The sequence below is a fragment of the Pseudomonas sp. SWRI68 genome (assembly GCF_014269165.1).
Lineage (GTDB): Bacteria > Pseudomonadota > Gammaproteobacteria > Pseudomonadales > Pseudomonadaceae > Aquipseudomonas > Aquipseudomonas capeferrum.
In genome coordinates this window covers 656,310-678,613 of record NZ_JABWRU010000001.1, presented here as the reverse complement: position 1 = coordinate 678,613, position 22,304 = coordinate 656,310, and the positions used below count along the sequence as shown (strand labels likewise).

Genomic DNA, 22,304 nt, shown 5'->3' with positions numbered 1-22,304 from the left:
ATTTTTATGCCAGCCTGGCAGCCTATTCAGCCTGTTGGGGGGCTCAGGTTTGCTGAAGGTGCCCGTATAGCTTGGCGTACAACCCACCGTCGGCAATCAGTTGCTGATGGTCGCCATCTTCGGCCACATGCCCGCCATCGAACACCAGCACCCGATCAGCCTGCTTCACTGCCGACAGGCGGTGGGCGATGATCAGTGTGGTACGGCCATCGAGGAAACGTGCCAGGGCCTGGTGCAGGTTGTACTCGGTGGCGGCATCCAGCGCCGAGGTGGCTTCGTCGAGGATCACCACCTTGGGTTCGGCCAGCACCATCCGGGCAATGGCCAGCCGTTGCCGCTGCCCCCCGGACAGGCGCACGCCAGAGCGCCCGACCACGCTATCCAGGCCTTGCGGCAAAGCCGCGATGGTGGCGTCGAGCTGGGCAATGCGCAGCGCCTGCCAGCAGGCGTCGTCACTGCAGTCGCGACCCATGGTCAGGTTGGCGCGTACGCTGTCGTTGAACAGCGAAGGGTGCTGCAGCACCACCGCGACGTTTTCGCGCAGGGTCTCCAGGCCGATCTCCTGCAGGCTGGCACCGCCAAAGCGGATGGTCCCCGCCTGGGCGCTGTACAGGCCAAGCAGCAGTTGCACCAAGGTGCTCTTGCCGCCGCCACTGGCCCCCACGATGGCCACCTTCTCGCCCGGGGCGATGGACAGGTCGAGGTGGTCGAGCACTGGCTCCTCGGCATAGGCAAAGCGCAGGTCGCGAACCTCGATGCCCACCGTCTCGCGACCCGCAAACGGGTCAGTGGCGGCCGGGTACTGCGGCTCGTCGGCACGCGCCAGCAACTCGTTGAGCCGGCTCAGGGCACCGCCAGCGGCATAGTAGGCGTATTGCAGGTTGAGCAGTTGCTCCACCGGGCCGATCATGAACCACAGGTAGCTGAACACGGCCAGCATCTGGCCGATCGACAGGTCGGAAAACAGCACCGTTAGCATCGCCGCAGCGCGGAAGATGTCGATGCCGAACTGGAACAACAAACCACTGGCGCGGCCACTGGCGTCGCTTTTCCATTGCGAGTCCACGGCGTAGTCGCGCACTTCCCGCGCACGCAGGCCAAGCCGACCGAGGAAGTAGCCCTGGCGGTTGCCGGCACGGATCTCCTGGATGGCGTCGAGGGTTTCCGACAGCGCCTGGGTAAAGCGCGCGGTGCTGTCGTTTTCAAGCTTCTTCAGGTGCTTGACCCGTTTGCCCAGCTGCACGGTGAAGTAGATCACCAGGGGGTTGAACAACAGGATCAGCAGCGCCAGCTGCCAGTGCATCCAGATCAGTATCGCCGCCGTACCGGTCAGGGTCAGCATGGCCACCAGGAAGCGGCTGAGGGTCTCGCCGACGAACTTGTCGAGGGTGTCCAGGTCGGTGACCAAGTGAGTGGTCACAGTGCCACTGCCCAGGCTTTCGTATTCCTTGAGGGAAATCCGCTTGAGCCGCTCGATCAGGCGGATGCGCAGGCGGTAGACGATGTCCTTGGCCAACCCGGCGAACAGCTTGGCCTGCACCACGTTGAAGGCCAGGGCCGCCAGGCGCAGGCAAAGCGTCAGCGCCAGCATCAGGCCGATATAGCCAGCGGCCACCTGCCAGTTGGCCGGCAGCACCTGGTTCATCCACTTCAGCGCAGCATCGCCGTTGCCAAGCAGCACTTCGTCCACCAGCAGCGGTAGCAGCAAAGGGATCGGCACGCTGCAACAGGCCGCCAGTACGGCAATCAGGTTGGCGGACCAGAGGTTTTTCTTGTGATGCAGGGCCAGGCGGCGGATTTCCGCCCAGCTCAGGCGATCGGCCGCACTGTGAGGCTTCCCAGGCACAGGGTCGGGTGACCCAGGCACATCAAGCACAGGCAGCCTGCTGCAGCCAGCGGCCGAGCAAGGGTTGCAGGCGCTCCAGCGGCTGGTAGCCGTTGGTCAGCAACGCCAGCTGGCCGTTGCGCTCGGCCAGCAGGGTGGGGAAACCGGCGATACCGAGGTCCTGCGCCCAGGTGAAATCAGCGGCGGTGGCCACACGGGTGTCGGCGCGGGCGAAGGCCTCGGCGAACGCCGCACGGTCAAAGCCTGCCTGTTCGGCCAGTTCGACCAGTTGCGGCGCGGTGGTGACGTCGACGCCGGCCGCGTAGAACGAGCCCTGGATCAGCGCCAGCAGTGGCCAGACGCGCTCGGCGTCCAGCTCGCGGGCAGTGACCAGGGCGCGGCAGGCAGGCTCGGTGTCGTAGACGAACCCATCGGGCATGGCGCCCTCGAAACGAAACGGCTGACCGGTGGCTTCGGCCACCGCCTGCCAATGTTCGAGGATGTACTTGCGGGTCGAGGCATCCAGGGCGCTGCCGCCCGTGCGCAGGCCGCCTGGCACCACGCGGGTCGGCACGCCGGCATCACGTGCCTGGGCGATCAGGGCCGCAGCCACCGGCGCGAAGCCCCAGCACCAGGAGCACATCGGGTCCATCACATAAAGCAGGCGTGCAGACATGCATCAGGCCTCGGCTTTGTAGTTGTAACCGATCGGGTGCGGCAGGTTGCGCGCCTTGGCCAGCTCGATCTGCTTCTGCCGGTCGATGGCGCTGCGGCGAGTCTTCTCGCTCAGGCTGTCCCAGCAGTGCGGGCAGCTCACACCTGGCGAGTAGTGCTCGGACGCGCGTTCCTCTGCATTGATCGGATGGCGGCAGGCATGGCACTGGTCATATTCGCCCTCGCTCAGGTCATGACGCACCGTGACGCGGTTGTCGAAGACGAAGCAATCGCCGTCCCACAGGCTTTCTTCCTGAGGCACTTCTTCGAAGTACTTCAGGACGCCACCTTTAAGATGATAGACCGCCTCGAAGCCTTCACCGAGCATGTAGCTGGAGGCTTTTTCGCAACGGATGCCACCGGTGCAGAACATCGCCACCTTCTTGTGCTTGCTCGGGTCGAAGTTGGCCTTGATGTAGTCGGGGAACTCGCGGAAGGTTTCGGTCTTGGGGTCGACGGCGCCCTTGAACGTGCCAATGGCCACTTCGTAGTCGTTGCGGGTATCGATCAGCAGCACTTCAGGGTCGCTGATCAGGGCGTTCCAGTCCTTGGGCTCGACGTAGGTCCCCACCTGCTGGTTGGGGTCAACGCCCGGTACGCCGAGGGTGACGATCTCTTTCTTGAGCTTGACCTTGGTGCGGTAGAACGGCTGCTCGTCGCAGTACGATTCCTTGTGGTCGACATCCACCAGGCGCGGGTCATTGCGCAGCCAGGCGAGCAGGCCGTCGATGCCTTCGCGGGTGGCCGACACGGTGCCGTTGATGCCTTCGTTGGCCAGCAGCAGGGTGCCTTTGACGTCATTGTCGAGCATGGCCTTGAGCAGTGGCTCGCGCAGTTCGACGTAGTCTTGCAGGGTGACGAACTTGTACAGCGCCGCGACGACGATCGGTTGTGACATGAAACTGAATCTCCTGGTGGTTGCCCTCGTAAGGGGCGGACCGGGTTGGACAAAAAGCAGGGGGCCGCAAAGCGGCCCCCGGATGGTGCAGATTCTACCAGATCAACAAAAAGGATTCAGTGCCCACCGCCTGCACACACCGGCGAGGCCGGTGCAACACCCACCTTGGCCCACTCCTCGGCAGTGTACGTGTGGATGGCCAGGGCATGAATCTCGCCCATCAGCTCACCCATGGTGGCGTAGACCTTTTGGTGGCGCTTGACGCTGTTCAGCCCGGCAAACTGCTCGCTGACGATCACTGCCTTGTAGTGGGTCTCCTGACCACGACTGTGCATGTGACTTTCATTGAGCACTTCCAGGTGTTGCGGCGCCAGCGTTGCCAGTTGTTGCTCGATGCGGTGCTGCATGCTCATCACGCGTTACTCACTTCTTGGCGGGGACGGCAGCCTTGCCAGCGTTCGGGTCAAGCTCTTTGGTCATGTCTTCGAGCAGCTTGTTGACCACCGGCACTGCTGGTTCCAGGCTCTGCTGGGTGAGCTGCGCCGACTGCTGGGTAACCTTTGGCATTTCGCGCAACACTTTCTTGCCCAGCGGCGACTCGTAGAACTTGACCAGGTCCTTGAGCTCGGTCTCGGTGAAGGTCGCGGTGTACAGGTCGACCATTTTCGGCTTCAGCTTGTTCCAGCCGATGGCGTTGTCCAGGGCGGCATTGGCCTTGGCCTGGTAGCTTTCCAGTACCGGCTGCTTCGACGAAGGCGCTTTGGTCTGGGCAAAGCGCTGGGCGAACATCTGTTGGACCTGCATATAGACCGGAGTGCCCAGCTTGTCGGCGTTGGCCAGGGTCAGGAATTTCTCGGCGGCAGCGTTGTGACTGGCGGTGGCAGCGAGTACCTGGCCGCTGGCACAGGCCAGGGCGACGGCGGCACAGAGGACACGGAGACGGGTCATTGCATTTCCTTCAAAAGAGGGAGGCGGGTACCTCAGAGATGAGCATTCTGCGCTGTGGTGGCGATGTGCTCAAGTGGGGACGACGAGCGATGGAACCGCTCTGTCGAATCAGGGCCTAAACTGCGATTTCGAACCACAAAGGAGTGAGCGCAGAATGAGCCGTATCGAGACAGACAGCCTGGGCCCGGTCGAAGTTCCTGAGGACGCCTACTGGGGTGCGCAGACCCAGCGTTCGCTGATCAACTTCGCCATTGGCAAGGAACGCATGCCCCTCGCGGTGCTGCACGCCCTGGCGCTGATCAAGAAGGCTGCAGCACGGGTCAACGATCGCAACGGTGACCTGCCGGCCGAAATCGCCCGGCTGATCGAGCAAGCCGCCGACGAAGTGCTCGACGGTCAGCATGACGATCAGTTCCCGCTGGTGGTCTGGCAGACCGGCAGCGGCACCCAGAGCAACATGAACGTCAACGAAGTCATCGCCGGCCGTGCCAACGAACTGGCCGGCAAGGGCCGCGGCGGCAAGACGCCGGTGCACCCCAACGACCACGTCAACCGCTCGCAGAGTTCCAACGACTGCTTCCCTACGGCCATGCACATTGCCGCAGCCCAGGCGGTGCATGAACAGCTGCTGCCGGCGATCGCCGAGCTGTCGGCAGGGCTGGCCGAGCTGTCGGCGCGCCACCAGAAGCTGGTCAAGACCGGCCGCACGCACATGATGGACGCCACGCCGATCACCTTCGGCCAGGAGGTTTCCGCCTTCGTCGCCCAGCTCGACTATGCCCAGCGCGCCATCCGCGCCACCCTGCCCCCGGTCTGTGAGCTGGCCCAGGGCGGCACGGCCGTGGGAACAGGCCTGAACGCGCCACACGGCTTCGCCGAAGCCATCGCCGCAGAGCTGGCCGCGCTGTCCGGCTTGCCGTTCGTCACCGCGCCCAACAAGTTTGCGGCGCTGGCCGGCCATGAACCGCTGACCAGCCTGGCCGGGGCCTTGAAGACCCTGGCCGTGGCATTGATGAAAATCGCCAACGACCTGCGCCTGCTCGGCTCCGGCCCGCGTGCAGGGCTTGCCGAAGTGCGCCTGCCAGCCAACGAGCCGGGCAGCTCGATCATGCCTGGCAAGGTCAATCCGACCCAGTGCGAGGCGCTGTCGATGCTGGCCTGCCAGGTGCTGGGCAACGACGCGGCGATCGGTTTTGCCGCCAGTCAGGGCCACTTGCAGTTGAACGTGTTCAAACCGGTGATCATCCACAACCTGCTGCAGTCGGTGGAACTGCTGGCCGACGGCTGCCGCAACTTCCAGCGACACTGCGTGGCCGGCATCGAGCCCGACGCCGAGCAGATGGCGGCGCACCTAGAGCGCGGTTTGATGCTGGTGACCGCGCTGAACCCGCACATCGGCTATGACAAGGCAGCGGAGATTGCCAAGAAGGCGTATGGCGAGGGCAAGACCTTGCGCGAGGCGGCACTGGAGTTGAAGTACCTGACCAATGAGCAGTTCGATCAGTGGGTGCGGCCGGAGAACATGCTGGCACCGGGCGGCAAGGGCTGATTCAGCGGCTGCCGCTACTGGCCCTTAGCGGCGCAGGTTATAGATGCACCTGCGCCAGGCGGGCCTTTCTCGCCCGCCAGCCAGCGACCAACGAAGGCCCCAGCGCCACCAACGCCGACCCCAGCACCACCGTCACCGCGCCCAGATACCCCAGGGCATTGATGTCCTCGGCATGCACATACGCCGGCCACATCCAGGCCGCAATAGCCACTGCCACAAAAGTCACCAGCGGCGTCAACGCCAACGTCGCACTCACCCGCGAAGCCTCCCAATGCGCCAGGGCTTCGGCGAAGGCACCATACGCCACCAGGGTATTCAGGCAGCAGGCCAGCAACAGCCAGCCCTGCAGCGGCGACAGTTGCAACGCTTCCAGCGGATGCACCCAAGGCGTGAGCAGCGCGGCGCAAAACAGGTAGATCACCATCATCACCTGCTGTGAGTGCCATACCGTCAGCAGCTGCTTCTGGCTCAGGGCGTAAAACACCCAGATGCTGGTCGCCAGCAAAATGGTCAACACGCCTGTGGTGTATGCGCCGAGCGAGGTCAGCAGTTCTTCCAGGCGCTGGTTGAAGAACAGGCCGAACCCCCCGATCAGAATCAGCAGGCCCACCCCCTGCCCCAGGCTGAACCGCTCTTTGAACACGAACACGCTGGCCACCAGCAACAGTACCGGGCCGACCTGTACAACCAGTTGTGCGGTGCCAGGACTGAGCAGCTTGAGGCCGATCAGGTACAGCACGTAGTTGCCCATCAGGCCGAGCACGGCCACAGCCACCAGCCCTTTGCCCTTGCGCCCGAGCTTGCTGAACGCTGGCAGCCGGCGATTGGCCCCCAGCCAGGCGAACAACAGCCCACCGGAAACCAGCAGGCGGTACCAGGTGACGGTGACCGGGTCCATCACCAGCAGCACCTGCTTGAGCTTGATCGGCAGGATGCCCCACAGCAGCGCGGTCAGAAGTGCCAGGAACAGGCCATAGACCCTGCGTCCGGAAGTGGTGTGCATAAAGCCCTCGTTCAAGCCCGTGGTGGGGGTGGTTGGATTCTACGGGCTTGACGGGTGGCAGCGGGGCAAACAGCCGTGAAAAGAATTCATCAGGTCATTCCGCCGCGGCATGGCTGAACCCCCACTGGGGCTATTTTTTGTCTTTGGCAAATGCCGCTTCCAGCGCCTCGTTGATAGTGCGCAATACCTTCACCCGTGCCCAGCGTTTGTCGTTGGCTTCGACTAGCGTCCACGGTGCGATCTCGCTGCTGGTGCGGTCTACCATGTCGCCCACCGCCTCGGTATACAGGTCCCACTTTTCGCGGTTGCGCCAGTCGTCCTCGGTGATCTTGTAGCGCTTGAACGGGATCTGCTCGCGTTCCTCGAAGCGCTCCAGCTGGGTCTGCTGGTCGATCGCCAGCCAGAACTTGACCACCACCACGCCCGCATTCACCAACTGCTCTTCGAAATCATTGATCTCGCTGTAGGCGCGCATCCAGTCGGCCGGGGTGCAGAAACCCTCGACCCGCTCCACCAGCACCCGGCCATACCAGGACCGGTCGAAGATGGTGAACTTGCCCCGCGCCGGAATCTGCCGCCAGAACCGCCACAGGTACGGCTGCGCCCGCTCGTCTTCGCTGGGCGCGGCAATCGGCACGATACGGTACTGGCGTGGGTCCAGCGCGGCTGCCACCCGGCGGATCGCGCCGCCCTTGCCGGCCGCATCGTTACCTTCGAACACCGCCACCAAGGCATGCCGGCGCATGTGTTTGTGGCGCAGCAGGCCGGCCAGGCGCGCCTGCTCGGTCACCAGTTGCTCCTGGTAATCCTGCTTGTCCAGGCGCAGGGTCATGTCCAGGGCGCCGATCAGGCTGCGCTGGTCGATGCTGCGGCCCAACGGCGCGACGTTGCCGTGGTGCTTGCCCTTGGGGTTGTTGGCCAGTGCGGCTTGCAGGCTCTCCAGTAAAATGCGCCCCACCGCCAGGCTGCGATAGTAAGGGTCGACCCCCTCGACCACGTGCCAGGGCGCGTAGTCACGGCTGGTACGGCGCAGTACGCGCTCGCCAAACCGCACGAAGCGGTCGTAGGTCTCGGATTGCTGCCAGTCCAGCGGGCTGATCCGCCAGCTGTGCAGCGGATCGTCCTTGAGCGCCTTGAGGCGGGCTTTCATCTGTTTCTTGGAGAGGTGGAACCAGAACTTGATGATCAGCGCGCCTTCGTCGCACAGCATCTGTTCCAGCCGTTCGGCGCCGGTGATGGCCTGGTCAAGTACCGCGTCCTTGAATACCCCGTGCACACGCCCCTGAAGCATCTGGCTGTACCAGTTGCCAAAGAACACCCCCATCCGCCCCTTCGGCGGCAGCGCCCGCCAGTAGCGCCAGGCCGGTGGCCGGGCCAGTTCCTCGTCGGTCTGCTGGTCGAAGGTGAGCACATCGATCATGCGCGGGTCCATCCACTCGTTGAGCAGCTTGACCGTCTCGCCCTTGCCAGCCCCTTCGATGCCGTTGATCAGCACAATCACCGGGAACCGCGCCTGCTGCTTGAGCTCGTACTGGGCTTCGAGCAGCGCTTCGCGCAGGGCAGGCACTTCGGCGTCGTAGGTTTCCTTGTCGATGCTGTGACCGATTTCGGCGGATTCGAACATGCAGTGGCTCCTTCAATGGATAAACAAGACTAGCGGATTTGTGCTGTGGCTGTGCCGCTGCAACCTGCGCAAAGAGCGTAGATGGCATAAAATCCCGGCATCCGCTGCAACCGAGCCCACCATGTCCACCCTCCTCCAGCATGCCCAGATCGACTGGGACGACCAGGGCCGCCCCCATTCGCGGCAGTACGACGATGTGTACTTCGCGGTCAACGAAGGCATCGAAGAAACCAAACATGTCTTCCTCGGCCAGACGCGCCTGGGCGAACGCTTCACCGACCTGGCGCCGCACGCCTGCCTGGTGATCGGCGAAACCGGGTTTGGCACCGGCATGAATTTTTTCTGCGCCTGGCAGTTGTTTGACGAACACGCCCATGCCGACGCCCGCCTGCATTTCGTCAGTGTCGAAAAGTACCCGCTCGGCCACGCCGACATGGCCAGGGCAGTACGCCTATGGCCAGAGCTGGCTGCTTTTACCGAGCCATTGCTTGAGCAGTACGTGGCGGTGCACCCGGGGTTCCAGCAGTTCACCTTCGACAACGGTCGGGTCACCCTGACGCTGTTGATCGGTGATGTGCTCGAACAACTGCCGCAGCTCGATGCACACATCGATGTGTGGTTCCTCGATGGCTTCGCCCCGGCCAAGAACCCCGACATGTGGACCCCTGAACTGTTCGCGCAACTGGCGCGGCTGTCACACGCGGGCACCGTACTGGGCACCTTCACCACCACTGGCTGGGTGCGGCGCAGCCTGGTCGAAGCCGGCTTCGCCATGAAGAAAGTGCCGGGGATCGGCAAGAAGTGGGAGGTGATGAGCGGCGCCTACACTGGGCCGACAGCCACCCGTCAGTACGTGCCCTGGTATGGCCGCCCGCACAGTGTCGAAGGGCCGCGCGAAGCCTTGGTGATCGGGGCCGGGCTGGCGGGCAGTGCCACTGCCGCCAGCCTGGCCAGGCGTGGCTGGCAGGTTACGGTACTGGAACGTCACGACGCCCCCGCCCGGGAAGCGTCCGGCAACCCGCAAGGGGTGCTGTACCTCAAGCTGTCCGCCCATGGCACCGCCCTTTCGCAGATGATCCTGGCCGGTTTCGGCTATACCAGGCGCCAGCTCGAAAGCCTGCAGCGTGGCCGCGATTGGGATGCCTGTGGGGTGCTGCAGCTGGCGTTCGACAACAAGGAAGCCGAACGCCAGGGCAAGCTGGCCGCAGCCTTCGACCCTGACCTGTTGCGCGCGCTGGGCCGTGAAGAAGCCGAGGCGCTTGCCGGGGTGGCCCTGCCGGCAGGCGGCCTGTTCTACCCGCAAGGCGGCTGGGTACACCCGCCGGCCCTGTGCCTGGCGCAGTTGCAGCACCCCGGGGTTCGGCTGCTGGTGCACCATGAGGCGGTCGCGCTGCGCAAGGTCGATGACCTGTGGCAGGCCTGGGATGGCGAGCGCCTGCTGGCCAGCGCCCCCCTGGTGGTGCTGGCAGGTGCCGCCGATGTACGGCGTTTCGAGCCCTGCGCACAGTTGCCGCTCAAGCGCATCCGCGGGCAGATCACCCGCCTGCCGGCGACCGACAGCAGCCGTGCCCTGCGCACGGTGGTGTGCGCAGACGGCTATGTAGCGCCCCCGCGGGAGGGCGAACATACGCTGGGCGCCAGCTTCGACTTCCACAGTGAAGACTTGGCGCCGACCGTTGCCGAACATAAAGGCAACCTGGCATTGCTGGATGAGATCTCCGCCGACCTGGCACAGCGACTGGATATTGCCTCGCTCGACGCCGAGCAGTTGCAGGGCCGTGCAGCGTTCAGGTGCACCAGCCCCGATTACCTGCCGATCGTCGGGCCGATGGCCGACCCGCAGGTGTTCGCCGAAACCTTTGCCGTGCTGGCCAGGGATGCGCGGCAGGTGCCGGAAGTGGACTGCCCCTGGCTCGACGGGCTGTATGTGAACAGTGGGCACGGGTCACGGGGGTTGATCACCGCGCCGCTGTCGGGCGAATTGATTGCTGCATGGGTGTGTAGCGAGCCGTTGCCGGTGCCTCGTGCTGTGGCTGAAGCGTGCCATCCGAACCGGTTTGCCTTGCGCAGGTTGATTCGCGGTAAGTGAAAGGGTTGGGGCATGGCTGGAGATCAGTTGCGCCTGTGAGATCGAGCGCCGCGCGGGCGGCGCTCGATCTCACAGGCGCAACACCCCCCAAGCCAAGCCCCCAGCAGCCCACCCATATAACAGATTGATCTAAAACTCCTGCAAACCTCCCCGGTCAGTTCCTTAAGGCGCCTGCTTCCGGGCGCCGCCTCCCCAACGGAAAAACCGGTAAGGACTTATGTGCGGATTAGCAGGAGAGTTACGTTTTACCCCCATCGACCAAGCCCCACGCCCGGCCGACCTGGCCGCTGTGGAGCGCATCACTCACCACCTGGCGCCTCGCGGCCCGGACGCCTGGGGCTTTCATAGCCAAGGCCCTATCGCCCTCGGCCACCGCCGGCTGAAAATCATGGATTTGTCCGACGGCTCGGCGCAGCCGATGGTCGACAATACCCTGGGCCTGTCGCTGGCCTTCAACGGTGCCATCTACAACTTCCCCGAGCTGCGCCAGGAGCTGCAGGACCTGGGCTACACCTTCTGGTCCGACGGCGACACCGAAGTGCTGCTCAAGGGCTACCACGCCTGGGGCGCAGCCCTGCTGCCCAAGCTCAACGGCATGTTCGCCCTGGCCATCTGGGAGCGCGATAACCAACGCCTGTTCCTGGCCCGCGACCGCCTCGGCGTCAAACCCCTCTACCTGTCGCGCAACGGCGAGCGCCTGCGTTTCGCCTCGACGCTGCCTGCACTGCTGAAGGGCGGCGACATCGACCCGGTCATCGACCCGGTGGCGCTCAACCACTACCTCAACTTCCACGCCGTGGTGCCGGCGCCGCGCACCTTGCTGGCCAATGTGCAAAAGCTCGAGCCCGGCACCTGGATGCGCGTCGACCGTCACGGCGAAGTCGAACGCCAGACCTGGTGGCAACTGCAATACGGCGCCCACCCCGACGAGCGTGAGCTCGACCTGGAAGGCTGGACCACCCGCGTGCTCGACGCCACGCGTGATGCCGTGGCGATCCGCCAGCGCGCTGCGGTGGATGTCGGGGTGCTGCTGTCCGGCGGTGTCGACTCCAGCTTGCTGGTCGGCCTGCTGCGCGAGGCCGGCGTAGACGACCTGTCGACCTTCTCCATCGGCTTCGAAGATGCCGGCGGCGAACGCGGCGACGAGTTCCAGTATTCCGACCTGATCGCCCGCCACTACGGCACCCGCCACCACCAGTTGCGCATCGCCGAACACGAGATCATCGACCAGTTGCCGGCCGCGTTCCGCGCCATGAGCGAGCCGATGGTCAGCCATGACTGCATCGCCTTCTACCTGCTGTCGCGGGAAGTGGCCAAGCACTGCAAGGGCGTGCAAAGCGGCCAGGGCGCGGACGAGCTGTTCGCCGGTTACCATTGGTACCCACAAGTCGACGGCGCAGAGGATGCCTTCGGCGCCTACCGCGACGCATTCTTTGACCGCAGCCACGCCGAGTACCGTGACACCGTGCAAGCGCCCTGGCTGCTGGAAAGCGACGCCGCAGGCGATTTTGTCCGCGAACACTTCGCCCGCCCCGGCGCCCGCGACCCGGTAGACAAGGCCCTGCGCCTGGACAGCACGGTGATGCTGGTCGATGACCCGGTCAAACGGGTCGACAACATGACCATGGCCTGGGGCCTGGAAGCCCGTACGCCGTTCCTCGACTACCGTTTGGTGGAGCTGTCGGCACGCATCCCGGCGCGCTTCAAGCTGCCCGATGGCGGCAAGCAGGTGCTCAAACAGGCCGCCCGACGGGTGATCCCGCATGAAGTGATCGACCGCAAGAAGGGTTACTTCCCGGTCCCTGGCCTCAAGCACCTGGAAGGCGCAACGCTGGGTTGGGTGCGCGAGCTGCTGACCGACCCCAGCCAGGACCGTGGGCTGTTCAACCCGGCCATGATCGACCGCCTGCTGAGCAACCCGCACGGCCAGTTGACCCCTTTGCGTGGCTCCAAGCTGTGGCAGCTGGCGGCGCTCAACCTGTGGCTGAGCGAACAAGGAATCTGATCGATGAAAGCCCACGAAATCGCCTACGGCCAGCGCCTGCTGCGCGGCCAGGCACCGTCCTACGAGCGCTTGCAGGCGCGCCTGGCCGGCGATGGCAGCGAGCCCCACGACCAGCCACGTGCCTTGCACTGCGGCTGGGGCCGGCTGCTGATCGGCCACACCTACCCGGACCCGGCCAGCCTGGCCGAGGCGCTGCAGGCAGAGCGCCCCGGCGAGCGCGACATCGCCCTGTACGTGGCGGCGCCGCAGCAGCTGCTGGCCCAGGCGCCACAACAGCTGTTTCTCGACCCGTCCGACACCCTGCGCCTGTGGTTCACCGATTACCGCCAGGCGCAACGGGTGTTCCGCGGCTTTCGCATCCGCCGGGCACAGAGTGACGCCGACTGGCAGGCGATCAACGGCCTGTACCAGGCCCGTGGCATGCTGCCGGTGCAGCCCGAACTGCTGACCCCACGCCACCTCGGCGGGCCGGTGTATTGGCTGGCCGAAGACGAAGACACCCACGCGGTGATCGGCAGCGTCATGGGCCTGAACCACAGCAAGGCCTTTGACGACCCCGAGCACGGCAGCAGCCTGTGGTGCCTGGCCGTCGACCCGCACTGCACCCGCCCTGGCGTGGGTGAGGTGCTGGTGCGCCACCTGATCGAGCACTTCATGAGCCGAGGCCTGGCCTACCTGGACCTGTCGGTGCTGCATGACAACCGCCAGGCCAAGCGCCTGTACGACAAGCTCGGCTTTCGCAACCTGCCGACCTTCGCGGTCAAGCGCAAAAACGGCATCAACCAGCAATTGTTCCTCGGCCCAGGCCCTGAAGCCGGGCTCAATCCCTATGCGCGGATCATCGTCGACGAGGCCTATCGGCGTGGCATCGAGGTGCAGGTGGACGATGCCGCAGGCGGGCTGTTCACCCTCAGCCTCGGCGGGCGCCGGGTGCGTTGCCGCGAATCGCTGAGCGACCTGACCAGCGCGGTCAGCATGACCCTCTGCCAGGACAAACGGCTGACCCAGCAGACCCTGCACAACGCCGGCCTGCACGTGCCGGTGCAGCAACTGGCCGGCAATGCCGACGACAACCTGGCGTTTCTCGACGAGCACGGCGCCGTGGTGGTCAAGCCGGTGGATGGCGAACAAGGCCAGGGCGTGGCGGTCAACCTGACCACCTATGACGACGTCAGCCAGGCCATCGAACACGCCCGGCGTTTCGACAGCCGTGTGCTGCTGGAAAGCTTCCACCCCGGCCAGGACCTGCGCATCCTGGTGATCGGTCACGAAGTGGTAGCGGCCGCCATTCGCCACCCGGCGCAGGTAATAGGTGACGGCAAGCACAGCATCAAGGCGCTGATCGAAGCCCAGAGCCGTCGCCGGCAAGCCGCGACCAGTGGCGAAAGCCGCATACCGCTGGACGATGAGACCGAACGCACCGTACGTGCCGCCGGCCTCGACTACGGCAGCGTGCTGCCTGCCGGCCAGCGCCTGGCCGTGCGCCGTACCGCCAACCTGCACACCGGCGGCACGCTGGAGGACGTGACCGAGCGCTTGCACCCGGTGCTGGCGGATGCCGCCGTGCGGGCTGCACGGGCGCTGGATATTCCAGTGGTGGGCATGGACCTGATGGTGCGTGATGCCGAGCACCCGGATTACGTGATCATCGAAGCCAACGAGCGGGCCGGGTTGGCCAACCATGAACCGCAGCCAACAGCCGAGCGCTTTGTCGACCTGCTGTTCCCGCATAGCCGGGCGTTGGCGTGAATCAATGACGGCCTCTTCGCGGGGCAGGCCCGCGCCCACAGGTTATCGCTGCGGTGAACCTGCGAAGAGGCCGGTAAGGAGTGCATATGCCTGAACATCACCACCCCGAACCCGATCTGGACTACCTCAAACGCGTCCTGCTGGAGATGCTCGCCATCCCCAGCCCCACCGGCTTCACCGACACCATCGTGCGCTACGTAGCCGAACGCCTGGACGAACTGGGCATCCCCTTCGAGCTGACCCGCCGTGGCACCATCCGCGCCACCCTCAAAGGCCGGCAAAGCTCGCCCGACCGGGCCGTGTCCGCCCACCTGGACACCATCGGTGCCAGCGTGCGGCAGGTGCAGGACAACGGCCGCCTGGCCCTGGCCCCGGTAGGCTGCTGGTCGAGCCGTTTTGCCGAGGGCAGCCGGGTCAGTGTGTTCACCGACACTGGCGTGTTCCGCGGCAGCGTGTTGCCGCTGATGGCCAGCGGGCATGCCTTCAACACCGCCATCGACCAGATGCCCGTGAGCTGGGACCACGTCGAAGTGCGCCTGGACGCCTATTGCGCCACCCGCGCCGACTGTGAAGCCCTGGGGGTATCGATTGGCGACTTCGTGGCGTTCGACCCCTTGCCCGAGTTCACCGACAGCGGCCACATCAGTGCCCGTCACCTGGACGACAAGGCCGGGGTAGCCGCCTTGCTGGCGGCGCTTAAGGCGGTGGTGGAAAGTGGCCAGCAGCCGCTGATCGACTGCCACCCGCTGTTCACCATCACCGAAGAAACCGGCTCTGGCGCGGCAGGCGCCCTGCCCTGGGACGTCAGCGAATTCGTCGGTATCGACATTGCCCCGGTAGCGCCAGGGCAGGCCTCCAGCGAGCATGCAGTGAGCGTGGCCATGCAGGACTCTTCAGGGCCTTACGACTACCACCTGTCCCGCCACCTGCTGAAACTGGCGGGCGACCATGAGCTGCCGGTCAGGCGTGACCTGTTCCGCTACTACTTCAGCGATGCCCACTCGGCGGTAACGGCAGGGCATGACATCCGTACCGCGCTGGTGGCGTTCGGTTGCGATGCCACCCACGGTTATGAGCGCACCCACATCGACAGTCTGGCGGCGCTCAGCCGGTTGTTGTCAGCGTACCTGTTGAGCCCACCGGTATTCGCCAGCGACTCGCAGCCGGCCAATGCCTCGCTCGAACGCTTCAGCCACCAGCTGGAGCACGATGCGCAGATGGAGAGCGATACCCGGGTACCGGCGGTGGACAGCCTGGTTGGTAATAAAGGCTGAGCCCCTGGGGCCGCACAGCGGCCCCAAACCCTCGTACTTTTCGCGTAGCATGCCCACACACTTAATTCCCCAGAATCGCCCCTGCCCATGCTGATCCCCTACGACCAACTGCAAGCCGAAACCCTGACCCTGCTGATCGAGGACTTCGTCACCCGCGATGGCACCGACAATGGCGACGATACCCCCCTGGAAACCCGCGTGCTGCGCGTGCGCCAGGCGTTGGCCAAGGGCCAGGCGTTCATCCTGTTCGACCCGGAAAGCCAGCAATGCCAGTTACTGGCCAAACACGATGTGCCACGCGAACTGCTGGACTGACCTTCAGGCAATACGAGCCTTGCGCGCCTCACCCTCCTTGATGCGCTTGTACACTTCGGCGCGGTGCACTGGCACCTCGCGCGGTGCACTGATCCCGAAACGCACCATCCCGTCTCGCGTCTCCACCACCATGATGCGGATGTCATCGCCGATAGTGATGACTTCGCCCACTTCGCGCCCTATTACCAGCATGATCCGATCCTCCTGCGACAGGGAAAACCGGAGCCTGCCTCGGGTACAGATGGCTACACAATGGCTCCAGGGCAATTCAGAACAGACCTACATTCATAGGTAAATCCCCCTACAGACGGATCATCGCGCCGGGGCTTTGGCGCGCATTTTCACCGCCACTTCGGCCATCTCGTCATACAGTCGCGCGGGCGCCTCGCACTTGAGCTGCCAGGCTTGACGTCCAGCCTCGTGCGGCAGGATCAGGAACTCGCCGGCGGCGACTTGCCGGTGGATATACGCGGCAATATCGACCGCGCTGATCGGGGAGCCTTCCAGCAGTTTGCCGACCTGGGCTTTCATGGCCGGGTTCGGGCCACGGAACGAATCGAGCAGGTTGGTCTGGAAGAACGACGGGCACACCACGTGCACCGCCACCTGCAACTGGCGCAACTCGACCAGCAGGCTCTCCGACAACGCCAGCACGCCAGCCTTGGCCACGTTGTAGTTGCTCATGCCCGGGCCCTGCATCAGCGCGGCCATCGAGGCGATGTTGATGATTCGGCCCTTGCTGCGCTCCAGCAACGGCAGGAATGCCTTGCAGCCCTTGACCACGCCCATCAGGTTGACCGCGATCTGCCAGTCCCAGTCTTCCAGCGACAGCTCCGCGAAAAAGCCGCCCGAGGCGACGCCGGCATTGTTGACGATCACATCGATGCCGCCAAAGCGCTCTTCACACACCTGGGCCAGGGCGGTGAGCTGGCTGTAGTCGCGTACATCACAGCGCTGCACGAAGCCCTCGCCACCGGCCTCACGGGCCAGCGCCAGTGTTTCGCGCAGGCCTGCCTCATTGACGTCGGCCAACGCCAGGCGCCAGCCCTCGTGTGCCCAGCGCAGGGCGATCTCGCGACCCAGGCCGGACCCGGCGCCAGTAATCATGATGCGGTTTTGCATGGTGGCAGGCCTTGTTCTGATGGGTTGTCAGGCGAGTCTAATCAAGGCATTGGCATCCGGCAGGATCCATCAGGGTAGTGAATGGGCGGGCATGACCAAGCGGTCAGTGCCGAGCAAATGGAATCTTTCACAAGCGGCACCGGTCCGAATTAACAAGAGGCCAGCAGTCCGAGGCCCTTGACCCCTAACCACGCAAGGACTCCGCCATGACCACGATCCTCATCATCATCCTGATCCTGCTGCTGATCGGTGGCTTACCCGTCTTCCCACACTCACGCAGCTGGGGCTACGGCCCATCCGGCATCGTCGGCGTAGTGCTGGTGATTCTGCTGGTGCTGTTGTTGCTAGGCATGATCTAGCCGGCCATGAATGAAAAAACCGCGATACGGGCATCACCCGTATCGCGGTTTTTTATGACCTCAACGATCAGTGCGAGACAGCACCGGAAGCGCCCAGGCCAGTCTGCGAACGCACGAACTGCGGGAAGAACAGCGCACGTTCGTTTTCAGCTGCCTTGGACTTGTCGGTGACCGAGAAGAACCAGATACCAACGAAGGCAATCAGCATCGAGAACAGCGCCGGGTACTCGTACGGGTAGATCGCCTTCTCGTGGCCGAGGATCTGCACCCAGATGGTCGGGCCAAGCACCATCAGGCCCACTGCACTCACCAGGCCCAGCCAGCCACCGATCATGGCGCCGCGGGTGGTCAGTTTCTTCCAGTACATCGAAAGCAGCAGTACCGGGAAGTTGCAGCTGGCGGCAATCGAGAACGCCAGGCCGACCATGAAGGCGATGTTCTGCTTCTCGAACAGGATACCCAGGCCGATCGCCAGCACGCCCAGGGCGATGGTGGTGATCTTCGACACGCGGATCTCGTCCTTGTCGTTGGCCTTGCCCTTGCGCCATACGCTGGCGTACAGGTCATGGGACACCGCCGAGGCACCGGCCAGGGTCAGGCCCGCTACCACCGCCAGGATGGTGGCAAAGGCCACCGCCGAGATGAAGCCGAGGAACACGCTGCCACCCACGGCATTGGCCAGGTGCACCGCTGCCATGTTGTTGCCACCCAGCAGGGCGCCTGCGGCGTCCTTGAAGTCCGGGTTGGTGCTGACCAGCAAGATCGCGCCGAAGCCGATGATGAAGGTGAGGATGTAGAAGTAGCCGATGAAGCCTGTGGCGTAGAGCACGCTCTTGCGCGCTTCCTTGGCGTCGCTGACGGTGAAGAAGCGCATCAGGATATGCGGCAGGCCGGCGGTACCGAACATCAGCGCAAGGCCCAGGGAGAACGCCGAGATCGGGTCCTTGACCAGGCCGCCAGGGCTCATGATCGCCTCACCTTTGGCGTGCACCTTGATCGCTTCGGAGAACAGGGTGTTGAAGTCGAAGTTGACGTGCTTCATCACCATCAGCGCCATGAAGCTGGCACCGGACAGCAGCAGCACGGCCTTGATGATCTGTACCCAGGTGGTGGCCAGCATGCCGCCGAACAGTACGTACAGGCACATCAGGATGCCAACCAGGATCACCGCCACGTGGTAGTCGAGGCCGAACAGCAGCTCGATCAGCTTGCCGGCGCCGACCATCTGCGCGATCAGGTAGAACGCCACCACCACCAGCGAGCCGGAGGCCGACAAGGTACGGATTTCCTTCTGCCCGAGGCGGTACGAGGCCACGTCGGCGAAGGTGTACTTGCCCAGGTTGCGCAGGCGTTCGGCGATCAGGAAGAGGATGATCGGCCAGCCGACCAGGAAGCCGATCGAGTAGATCAGGCCGTCGTAGCCAGAAGTGAACACCAAGGCAGAAATACCCAGGAACGAGGCCGCCGACATGTAGTCACCGGCAATCGCCAGGCCGTTCTGGAAACCGGTGATCTTGCCACCGGCAGCATAGTAGTCCGCCGCCGACTTGTTGCGCTTGGAGGCCCAGTAGGTGATGCCAAGGGTAAAGGCGACGAAGGCCACGAACATGGCGATCGCGGAAACGTTCAGCGGCTGTTTCTGCACCTCGCCGGTCAGGGCATCGGCGGCCCACACGGCGGGTGCGAAAACGCCGCAGGCCAGAACGGCCAGGGCTTTGGCGTGGCGAATCATTGTTGCGCCTCCTTCAGGATAGCCTTGTTCAGCTCATCGAACTCGCCGTTGGCGCGGCGTACGTAGATGGCGGTCAGCACGAATGCCGAAAGGATCAGGCCGACGCCCAGGGGAATGCCCCAGGTAATCGACGACTCAGGGCTGAGCTTGGCGCCCAGAATCTGAGGACCATAGGCGATCAGGAGGATGAAGGCGCAGTAGAGTCCGAGCATGATCGCCGAGAGAATCCAGGCGAACCGTTCGCGTTTGGTGACCAGCTCCTTGAAGCGCGGGCTGTTTTGTATCGAGAGGTAAATGCTGTCGTTCATTGTTTTTATCCTAGCAGCACAGATCAGGGAGAACCCACCTTCACTTTATGCTGCCGTTGGACGCCAACCAGACGACCTTAGTCTTAGATGCAACAGTGTTTTGCGATATGTGTAACAAAGCTTGGGGCCGCTGCGCAGCCCCAAGATCAACAATCCTAGCGCTTACTTACCGGTCCACTCCTTGACCCGATCCGGGTGCTTGGCCACCCAATCCTTGGCTGCCGCTTCAGGCTTGGCACCTTCCTGAATCGCCAGCATCACCTCGCCGATCTCGTCCTTGGACTGCCAGCTGAACTTCTTGAGGAACTCGGCCACTTCCGGCGCCTTGGTCGCCAGCTCTTTGCTACCGATGCTATTGACGGTTTCAGCAGCGCCATAAACACCCTTCGGGTCTTCCAGGAACTTGAGCTTCCACTTGGCGAACATCCAGTGCGGCACCCAACCAGTCACTGCAATCGACTGCTGCTTGGAGTAGGCACGGCCCAGTTCAGCCGTCATGGCTGCGCCAGAGCTTGCCTGCAGCTTGTAACCCGTCAGGTCGTAGTCCTTGATGGCCTGGTCGGTCTTGATCATCACGCCGGAGCCAGCGTCGATGCCGACAATCTTCTGCTTGAAGCTTTCGTCGGTCTTGAGGTCGGCGATACTCTTCGCCTTCACGTACTCAGGGACGATCAGGCCGATCTTGGCATCCTTGAAGTTGGCACCGTAGTCGACCACGTTGTCCTTGTTCTTGGCCCAGTACTCGCCGTGGGTCACCGGCAGCCAGGCCGACAACATCGCATCGAGCTTGCCGGTGGCCACGCCCTGCCACATGATGCCGGTGGCCACGGCCTGCAACTTCACGTCGTAGCCCAGTTGCTGCTTGATCACTACGGCGGCAACGTTGGTGGTCGCCACGCTGTCGGCCCAACCATCCACGTAACCGATGCTTACTTCTTTAGCCATTGCCTGCGCAGCGCTCATGGCCAATACCAGGGCGGTGCCCGCCCCCAGGAAACGTCGCACTGTCTTCAAAGTCGCCATCAAAGCATCCCCTCGTCAGGTCTCGGAGATTGCATCATCTTCCTGCAACAAAGAGCAACCTGCTCCGTGAACGACATCCAACCGCCCCATATGCGACAGCACTGTGCCATTAGCGGCATCGGCTCACGCCAGCCTGCGCGATCCTTGCATGCCAAAGGTTTGGCGCCGGGCTACTATCTACCCTTTTGCGCCTGACGATGGACCGCCCGATGCCCAGCCCTACCCGCCTGCACCTGCCGCTCTACCTGTTTGCCTGCCTGCTTGCCCTGATCGGGCTGGGGGCGCTCTGGTACGGGCTTGGCAAGCCGGTACAGCTGCCCGATGCGGCCAGCCCCACGCATAAGCTGCAGTGTGCTTCGTATACGCCGTTCGACAAGGATCAGTCACCCTTCGACCAGCCGTTTCGCCTGCGCCCGGCGCGCATGGACGCCGACCTGGCCTTGCTGGCCGAGCGTTTCCAGTGCATCCGCACGTACTCGATGACCGGCCTTGAGGCAATCCCGCTGCTGGCGCGCAAACATGGCCTGAAGGTGATGCTCGGCGCCTGGGTCAACGCCAACCCGGTGGACACCGAAAAGGAAGTGGACCTGCTGATTGCCACGGCCAACGCCTACCCCGACGTGGTCAGCGCGGTGATCGTCGGCAACGAGGCGCTGCTGCGCAAGGAGGTCACCGGCGCGCGCCTGGCCGAGTTGATCGCCAAAGTGAAGCGCCAGGTCACGGTACCGGTGACCTATGCCGATGTCTGGGAATTCTGGCTGCAGCATCCGCAGGTGGCCCCTGCCGTGGACTTTCTGACCATTCACCTGCTGCCCTACTGGGAAGACGACCCGCGCGGCATCGACGATGCCCTGGCCCATGTCGCCGAGGTGCGCCGGGTATTCGGTACGCGCTTTGCGCCCAAGGGCATCCTGATCGGCGAGACCGGCTGGCCCAGCGAAGGCCGCCAGCGCGAAACCGCAGTACCCAGCCGGGTCAACGAGGCGCGCTTCATCCGCGGCTTCGTCAGCCTGGCCGAACAGCATGGCTGGCAGTACAACCTGATCGAAGCCTTCGACCAACCGTGGAAGCGTGCCAGCGAAGGCGCCGTGGGCGGCTATTGGGGGCTTTACGATGCCGACCGGCAGGACAAGGGCGTGCTCGAAGGGCCGGTCAGCAACCTGCCCTACTGGCCGCAGTGGCTGGTGGCCAGTGCGGTGTTGATGTTGACCGTGCTGCTGGCCGGGCGCCCCGCGACAACCGCCGGGGCCGTGCTGTTGCCGTTGTTGGCAGCGTTTGGCGCGGGTTGCCTGGGGTTGTGGGGCGAGCTGATGCGCAGCCATGCGCGCTTTGCCGGGGAATGGCTGTGGGCCGCGCTGCTGGTGGGGCTCAACCTGCTGGTGCTGGCCCATGCGGCATTGGCGTTGGTGCGTGCTGAAGGGTGGCGTGCGCGCCTGTTCGCCTGGTTCGAGGCCCGTGCGGGCTGGCTGTTGCTCGCCGCAGGCTTTGCGGCGGCGGTGAGCATGCTGGCGCTGGTGTTCGACCCGCGTTATCGCAGTTTCCCCAGCGCTGCATTGGCATTGCCGGCGGTGGTTTACCTGCTGCGGCCGGTGCTGGCGCGGCGGGCCGAGGCCGCGTTGCTGGCGTTTATCGTAGGGGCGGGGGTGGCGCCGCAGTTGTACCTCGAAGGCCTGCAGAACCAGCAGGCCTGGGGCTGGGCGGTAGTGAGCGTGCTGATGACAGCGGCCTTGTGGCGCAGTTTGCGACTGCGCAGGGCCGAGTGACCAC

The 22,304-nt window shown here is 64.2% G+C and carries 20 protein-coding genes; 8 read left to right on the top strand and 12 right to left on the bottom strand.

Annotated elements, in window-relative coordinates; all coding sequences use genetic code 11:
* Positions 1–43: 43 nt before the first annotated feature.
* The 5 genes from HU770_RS03095 to HU770_RS03075 form a co-directional block, all read right to left on the bottom strand.
* Complete coding sequence (locus HU770_RS03095) at positions 44–1,876, bottom strand: ABC transporter ATP-binding protein (RefSeq protein ID WP_033700706.1); 1,833 nt, start codon at positions 1,874–1,876, stop codon at positions 44–46.
* A complete protein-coding gene (locus HU770_RS03090; protein ID WP_033700707.1) occupies positions 1,869–2,501 on the bottom strand; it encodes a DsbA family protein in 633 nt (210 codons plus the stop codon). Before HU770_RS03090 ends, HU770_RS03095 begins: the two co-directional genes overlap by 8 nt.
* A gap of 3 nt (positions 2,502–2,504) precedes the next feature.
* The gene (locus tag HU770_RS03085) at positions 2,505–3,437 is read right to left on the bottom strand and encodes a rhodanese-related sulfurtransferase (RefSeq protein WP_186659271.1); all 933 of its coding nucleotides are present in this window, start codon (positions 3,435–3,437) and stop codon (positions 2,505–2,507) included.
* Positions 3,438–3,553: 116 nt separating this feature from the next.
* Positions 3,554–3,850 carry a BolA family protein gene (locus HU770_RS03080; protein ID WP_033700710.1) on the bottom strand — a complete coding sequence of 99 codons (297 nt, stop codon included), beginning with the start codon at positions 3,848–3,850 and terminating at the stop codon, positions 3,554–3,556.
* A 10-nt stretch (positions 3,851–3,860) separates the two neighbouring features.
* Positions 3,861–4,385, bottom strand: a complete 525-nt coding sequence (locus HU770_RS03075) for a DUF2059 domain-containing protein (RefSeq protein ID WP_033700711.1) — start codon at positions 4,383–4,385, stop codon at positions 3,861–3,863.
* A 154-nt stretch (positions 4,386–4,539) separates the two neighbouring features.
* On the opposite strand from HU770_RS03075, the gene HU770_RS03070 reads away from it, so the two are divergent.
* Entirely contained in the window at positions 4,540–5,934 is a 1,395-nt protein-coding gene (locus HU770_RS03070) for a class II fumarate hydratase (RefSeq protein ID WP_186659270.1), read from the top strand.
* 37 nt (positions 5,935–5,971) lie between these two features.
* Here HU770_RS03070 and HU770_RS03065 read toward each other — a convergent pair whose 3' ends face one another.
* Positions 5,972–6,937: a DMT family transporter gene (locus tag HU770_RS03065; protein ID WP_186663011.1), complete on the bottom strand. Its 966-nt coding sequence runs from the start codon at positions 6,935–6,937 to the stop codon at positions 5,972–5,974.
* Between the two features lie 130 nt (positions 6,938–7,067).
* A complete protein-coding gene (pap, locus tag HU770_RS03060; RefSeq protein WP_047581747.1) occupies positions 7,068–8,561 on the bottom strand; it encodes a polyphosphate:AMP phosphotransferase in 1,494 nt (497 codons plus the stop codon).
* Positions 8,562–8,682: 121 nt separating this feature from the next.
* Between pap and mnmC the strand changes: the two genes are divergently transcribed.
* The 5 genes from mnmC (at position 8,683) to HU770_RS03035 (ending at position 15,993) form a co-directional block, all read left to right on the top strand.
* Positions 8,683–10,650 (top strand): bifunctional tRNA (5-methylaminomethyl-2-thiouridine)(34)-methyltransferase MnmD/FAD-dependent 5-carboxymethylaminomethyl-2-thiouridine(34) oxidoreductase MnmC, encoded by a 1,968-nt coding sequence (gene mnmC, locus HU770_RS03055; RefSeq protein ID WP_186663010.1) that lies wholly within the window; start codon positions 8,683–8,685, stop codon positions 10,648–10,650.
* A 217-nt stretch (positions 10,651–10,867) separates the two neighbouring features.
* Positions 10,868–12,655, top strand: a complete 1,788-nt coding sequence (locus HU770_RS03050; protein WP_033700718.1) for an N-acetylglutaminylglutamine amidotransferase — start codon at positions 10,868–10,870, stop codon at positions 12,653–12,655.
* Between the two features lie 3 nt (positions 12,656–12,658).
* Complete coding sequence (gene ngg / locus HU770_RS03045) at positions 12,659–14,404, top strand: N-acetylglutaminylglutamine synthetase (RefSeq protein WP_186654672.1); 1,746 nt, start codon at positions 12,659–12,661, stop codon at positions 14,402–14,404.
* Positions 14,405–14,490: 86 nt separating this feature from the next.
* Positions 14,491–15,678, top strand: coding sequence for an osmoprotectant NAGGN system M42 family peptidase (locus HU770_RS03040; RefSeq protein ID WP_186654670.1), 1,188 nt, complete (start codon positions 14,491–14,493; stop codon positions 15,676–15,678).
* Between the two features lie 87 nt (positions 15,679–15,765).
* A complete protein-coding gene (locus HU770_RS03035) occupies positions 15,766–15,993 on the top strand; it encodes a YheU family protein (protein ID WP_016501031.1) in 228 nt (75 codons plus the stop codon).
* 3 nt (positions 15,994–15,996) lie between these two features.
* Here the strand turns inward: HU770_RS03035 and csrA are convergent, their stop codons facing one another.
* Complete coding sequence (gene csrA, locus HU770_RS03030; protein WP_033700722.1) at positions 15,997–16,185, bottom strand: carbon storage regulator CsrA; 189 nt, start codon at positions 16,183–16,185, stop codon at positions 15,997–15,999.
* 120 nt (positions 16,186–16,305) lie between these two features.
* Positions 16,306–17,115, bottom strand: coding sequence for an SDR family oxidoreductase (locus HU770_RS03025; RefSeq protein ID WP_186663009.1), 810 nt, complete (start codon positions 17,113–17,115; stop codon positions 16,306–16,308).
* Positions 17,116–17,321: 206 nt separating this feature from the next.
* On the opposite strand from HU770_RS03025, the gene HU770_RS03020 reads away from it, so the two are divergent.
* Positions 17,322–17,474, top strand: coding sequence for a DUF3309 family protein (locus HU770_RS03020; protein WP_012271016.1), 153 nt, complete (start codon positions 17,322–17,324; stop codon positions 17,472–17,474).
* 67 nt (positions 17,475–17,541) lie between these two features.
* Here the strand turns inward: HU770_RS03020 and HU770_RS03015 are convergent, their stop codons facing one another.
* From HU770_RS03015 to HU770_RS03005, 3 genes are all read right to left on the bottom strand, one after another.
* The gene (locus tag HU770_RS03015) at positions 17,542–19,206 is read right to left on the bottom strand and encodes a cation acetate symporter (RefSeq protein ID WP_033700724.1); all 1,665 of its coding nucleotides are present in this window, start codon (positions 19,204–19,206) and stop codon (positions 17,542–17,544) included.
* Entirely contained in the window at positions 19,203–19,514 is a 312-nt protein-coding gene (locus HU770_RS03010; protein ID WP_033700725.1) for a DUF485 domain-containing protein, read from the bottom strand. Before HU770_RS03010 ends, HU770_RS03015 begins: the two co-directional genes overlap by 4 nt.
* Before the next feature lie 162 nt (positions 19,515–19,676).
* A complete protein-coding gene (locus HU770_RS03005; protein ID WP_033700726.1) occupies positions 19,677–20,537 on the bottom strand; it encodes a glycine betaine ABC transporter substrate-binding protein in 861 nt (286 codons plus the stop codon).
* Positions 20,538–20,734: 197 nt separating this feature from the next.
* Here HU770_RS03005 and HU770_RS03000 point away from each other — a divergent pair, with 197 nt between their 5' ends.
* Positions 20,735–22,300 carry a beta (1-6) glucans synthase gene (locus HU770_RS03000; protein WP_186663008.1) on the top strand — a complete coding sequence of 522 codons (1,566 nt, stop codon included), beginning with the start codon at positions 20,735–20,737 and terminating at the stop codon, positions 22,298–22,300.
* Positions 22,301–22,304 lie beyond the last annotated feature (4 nt).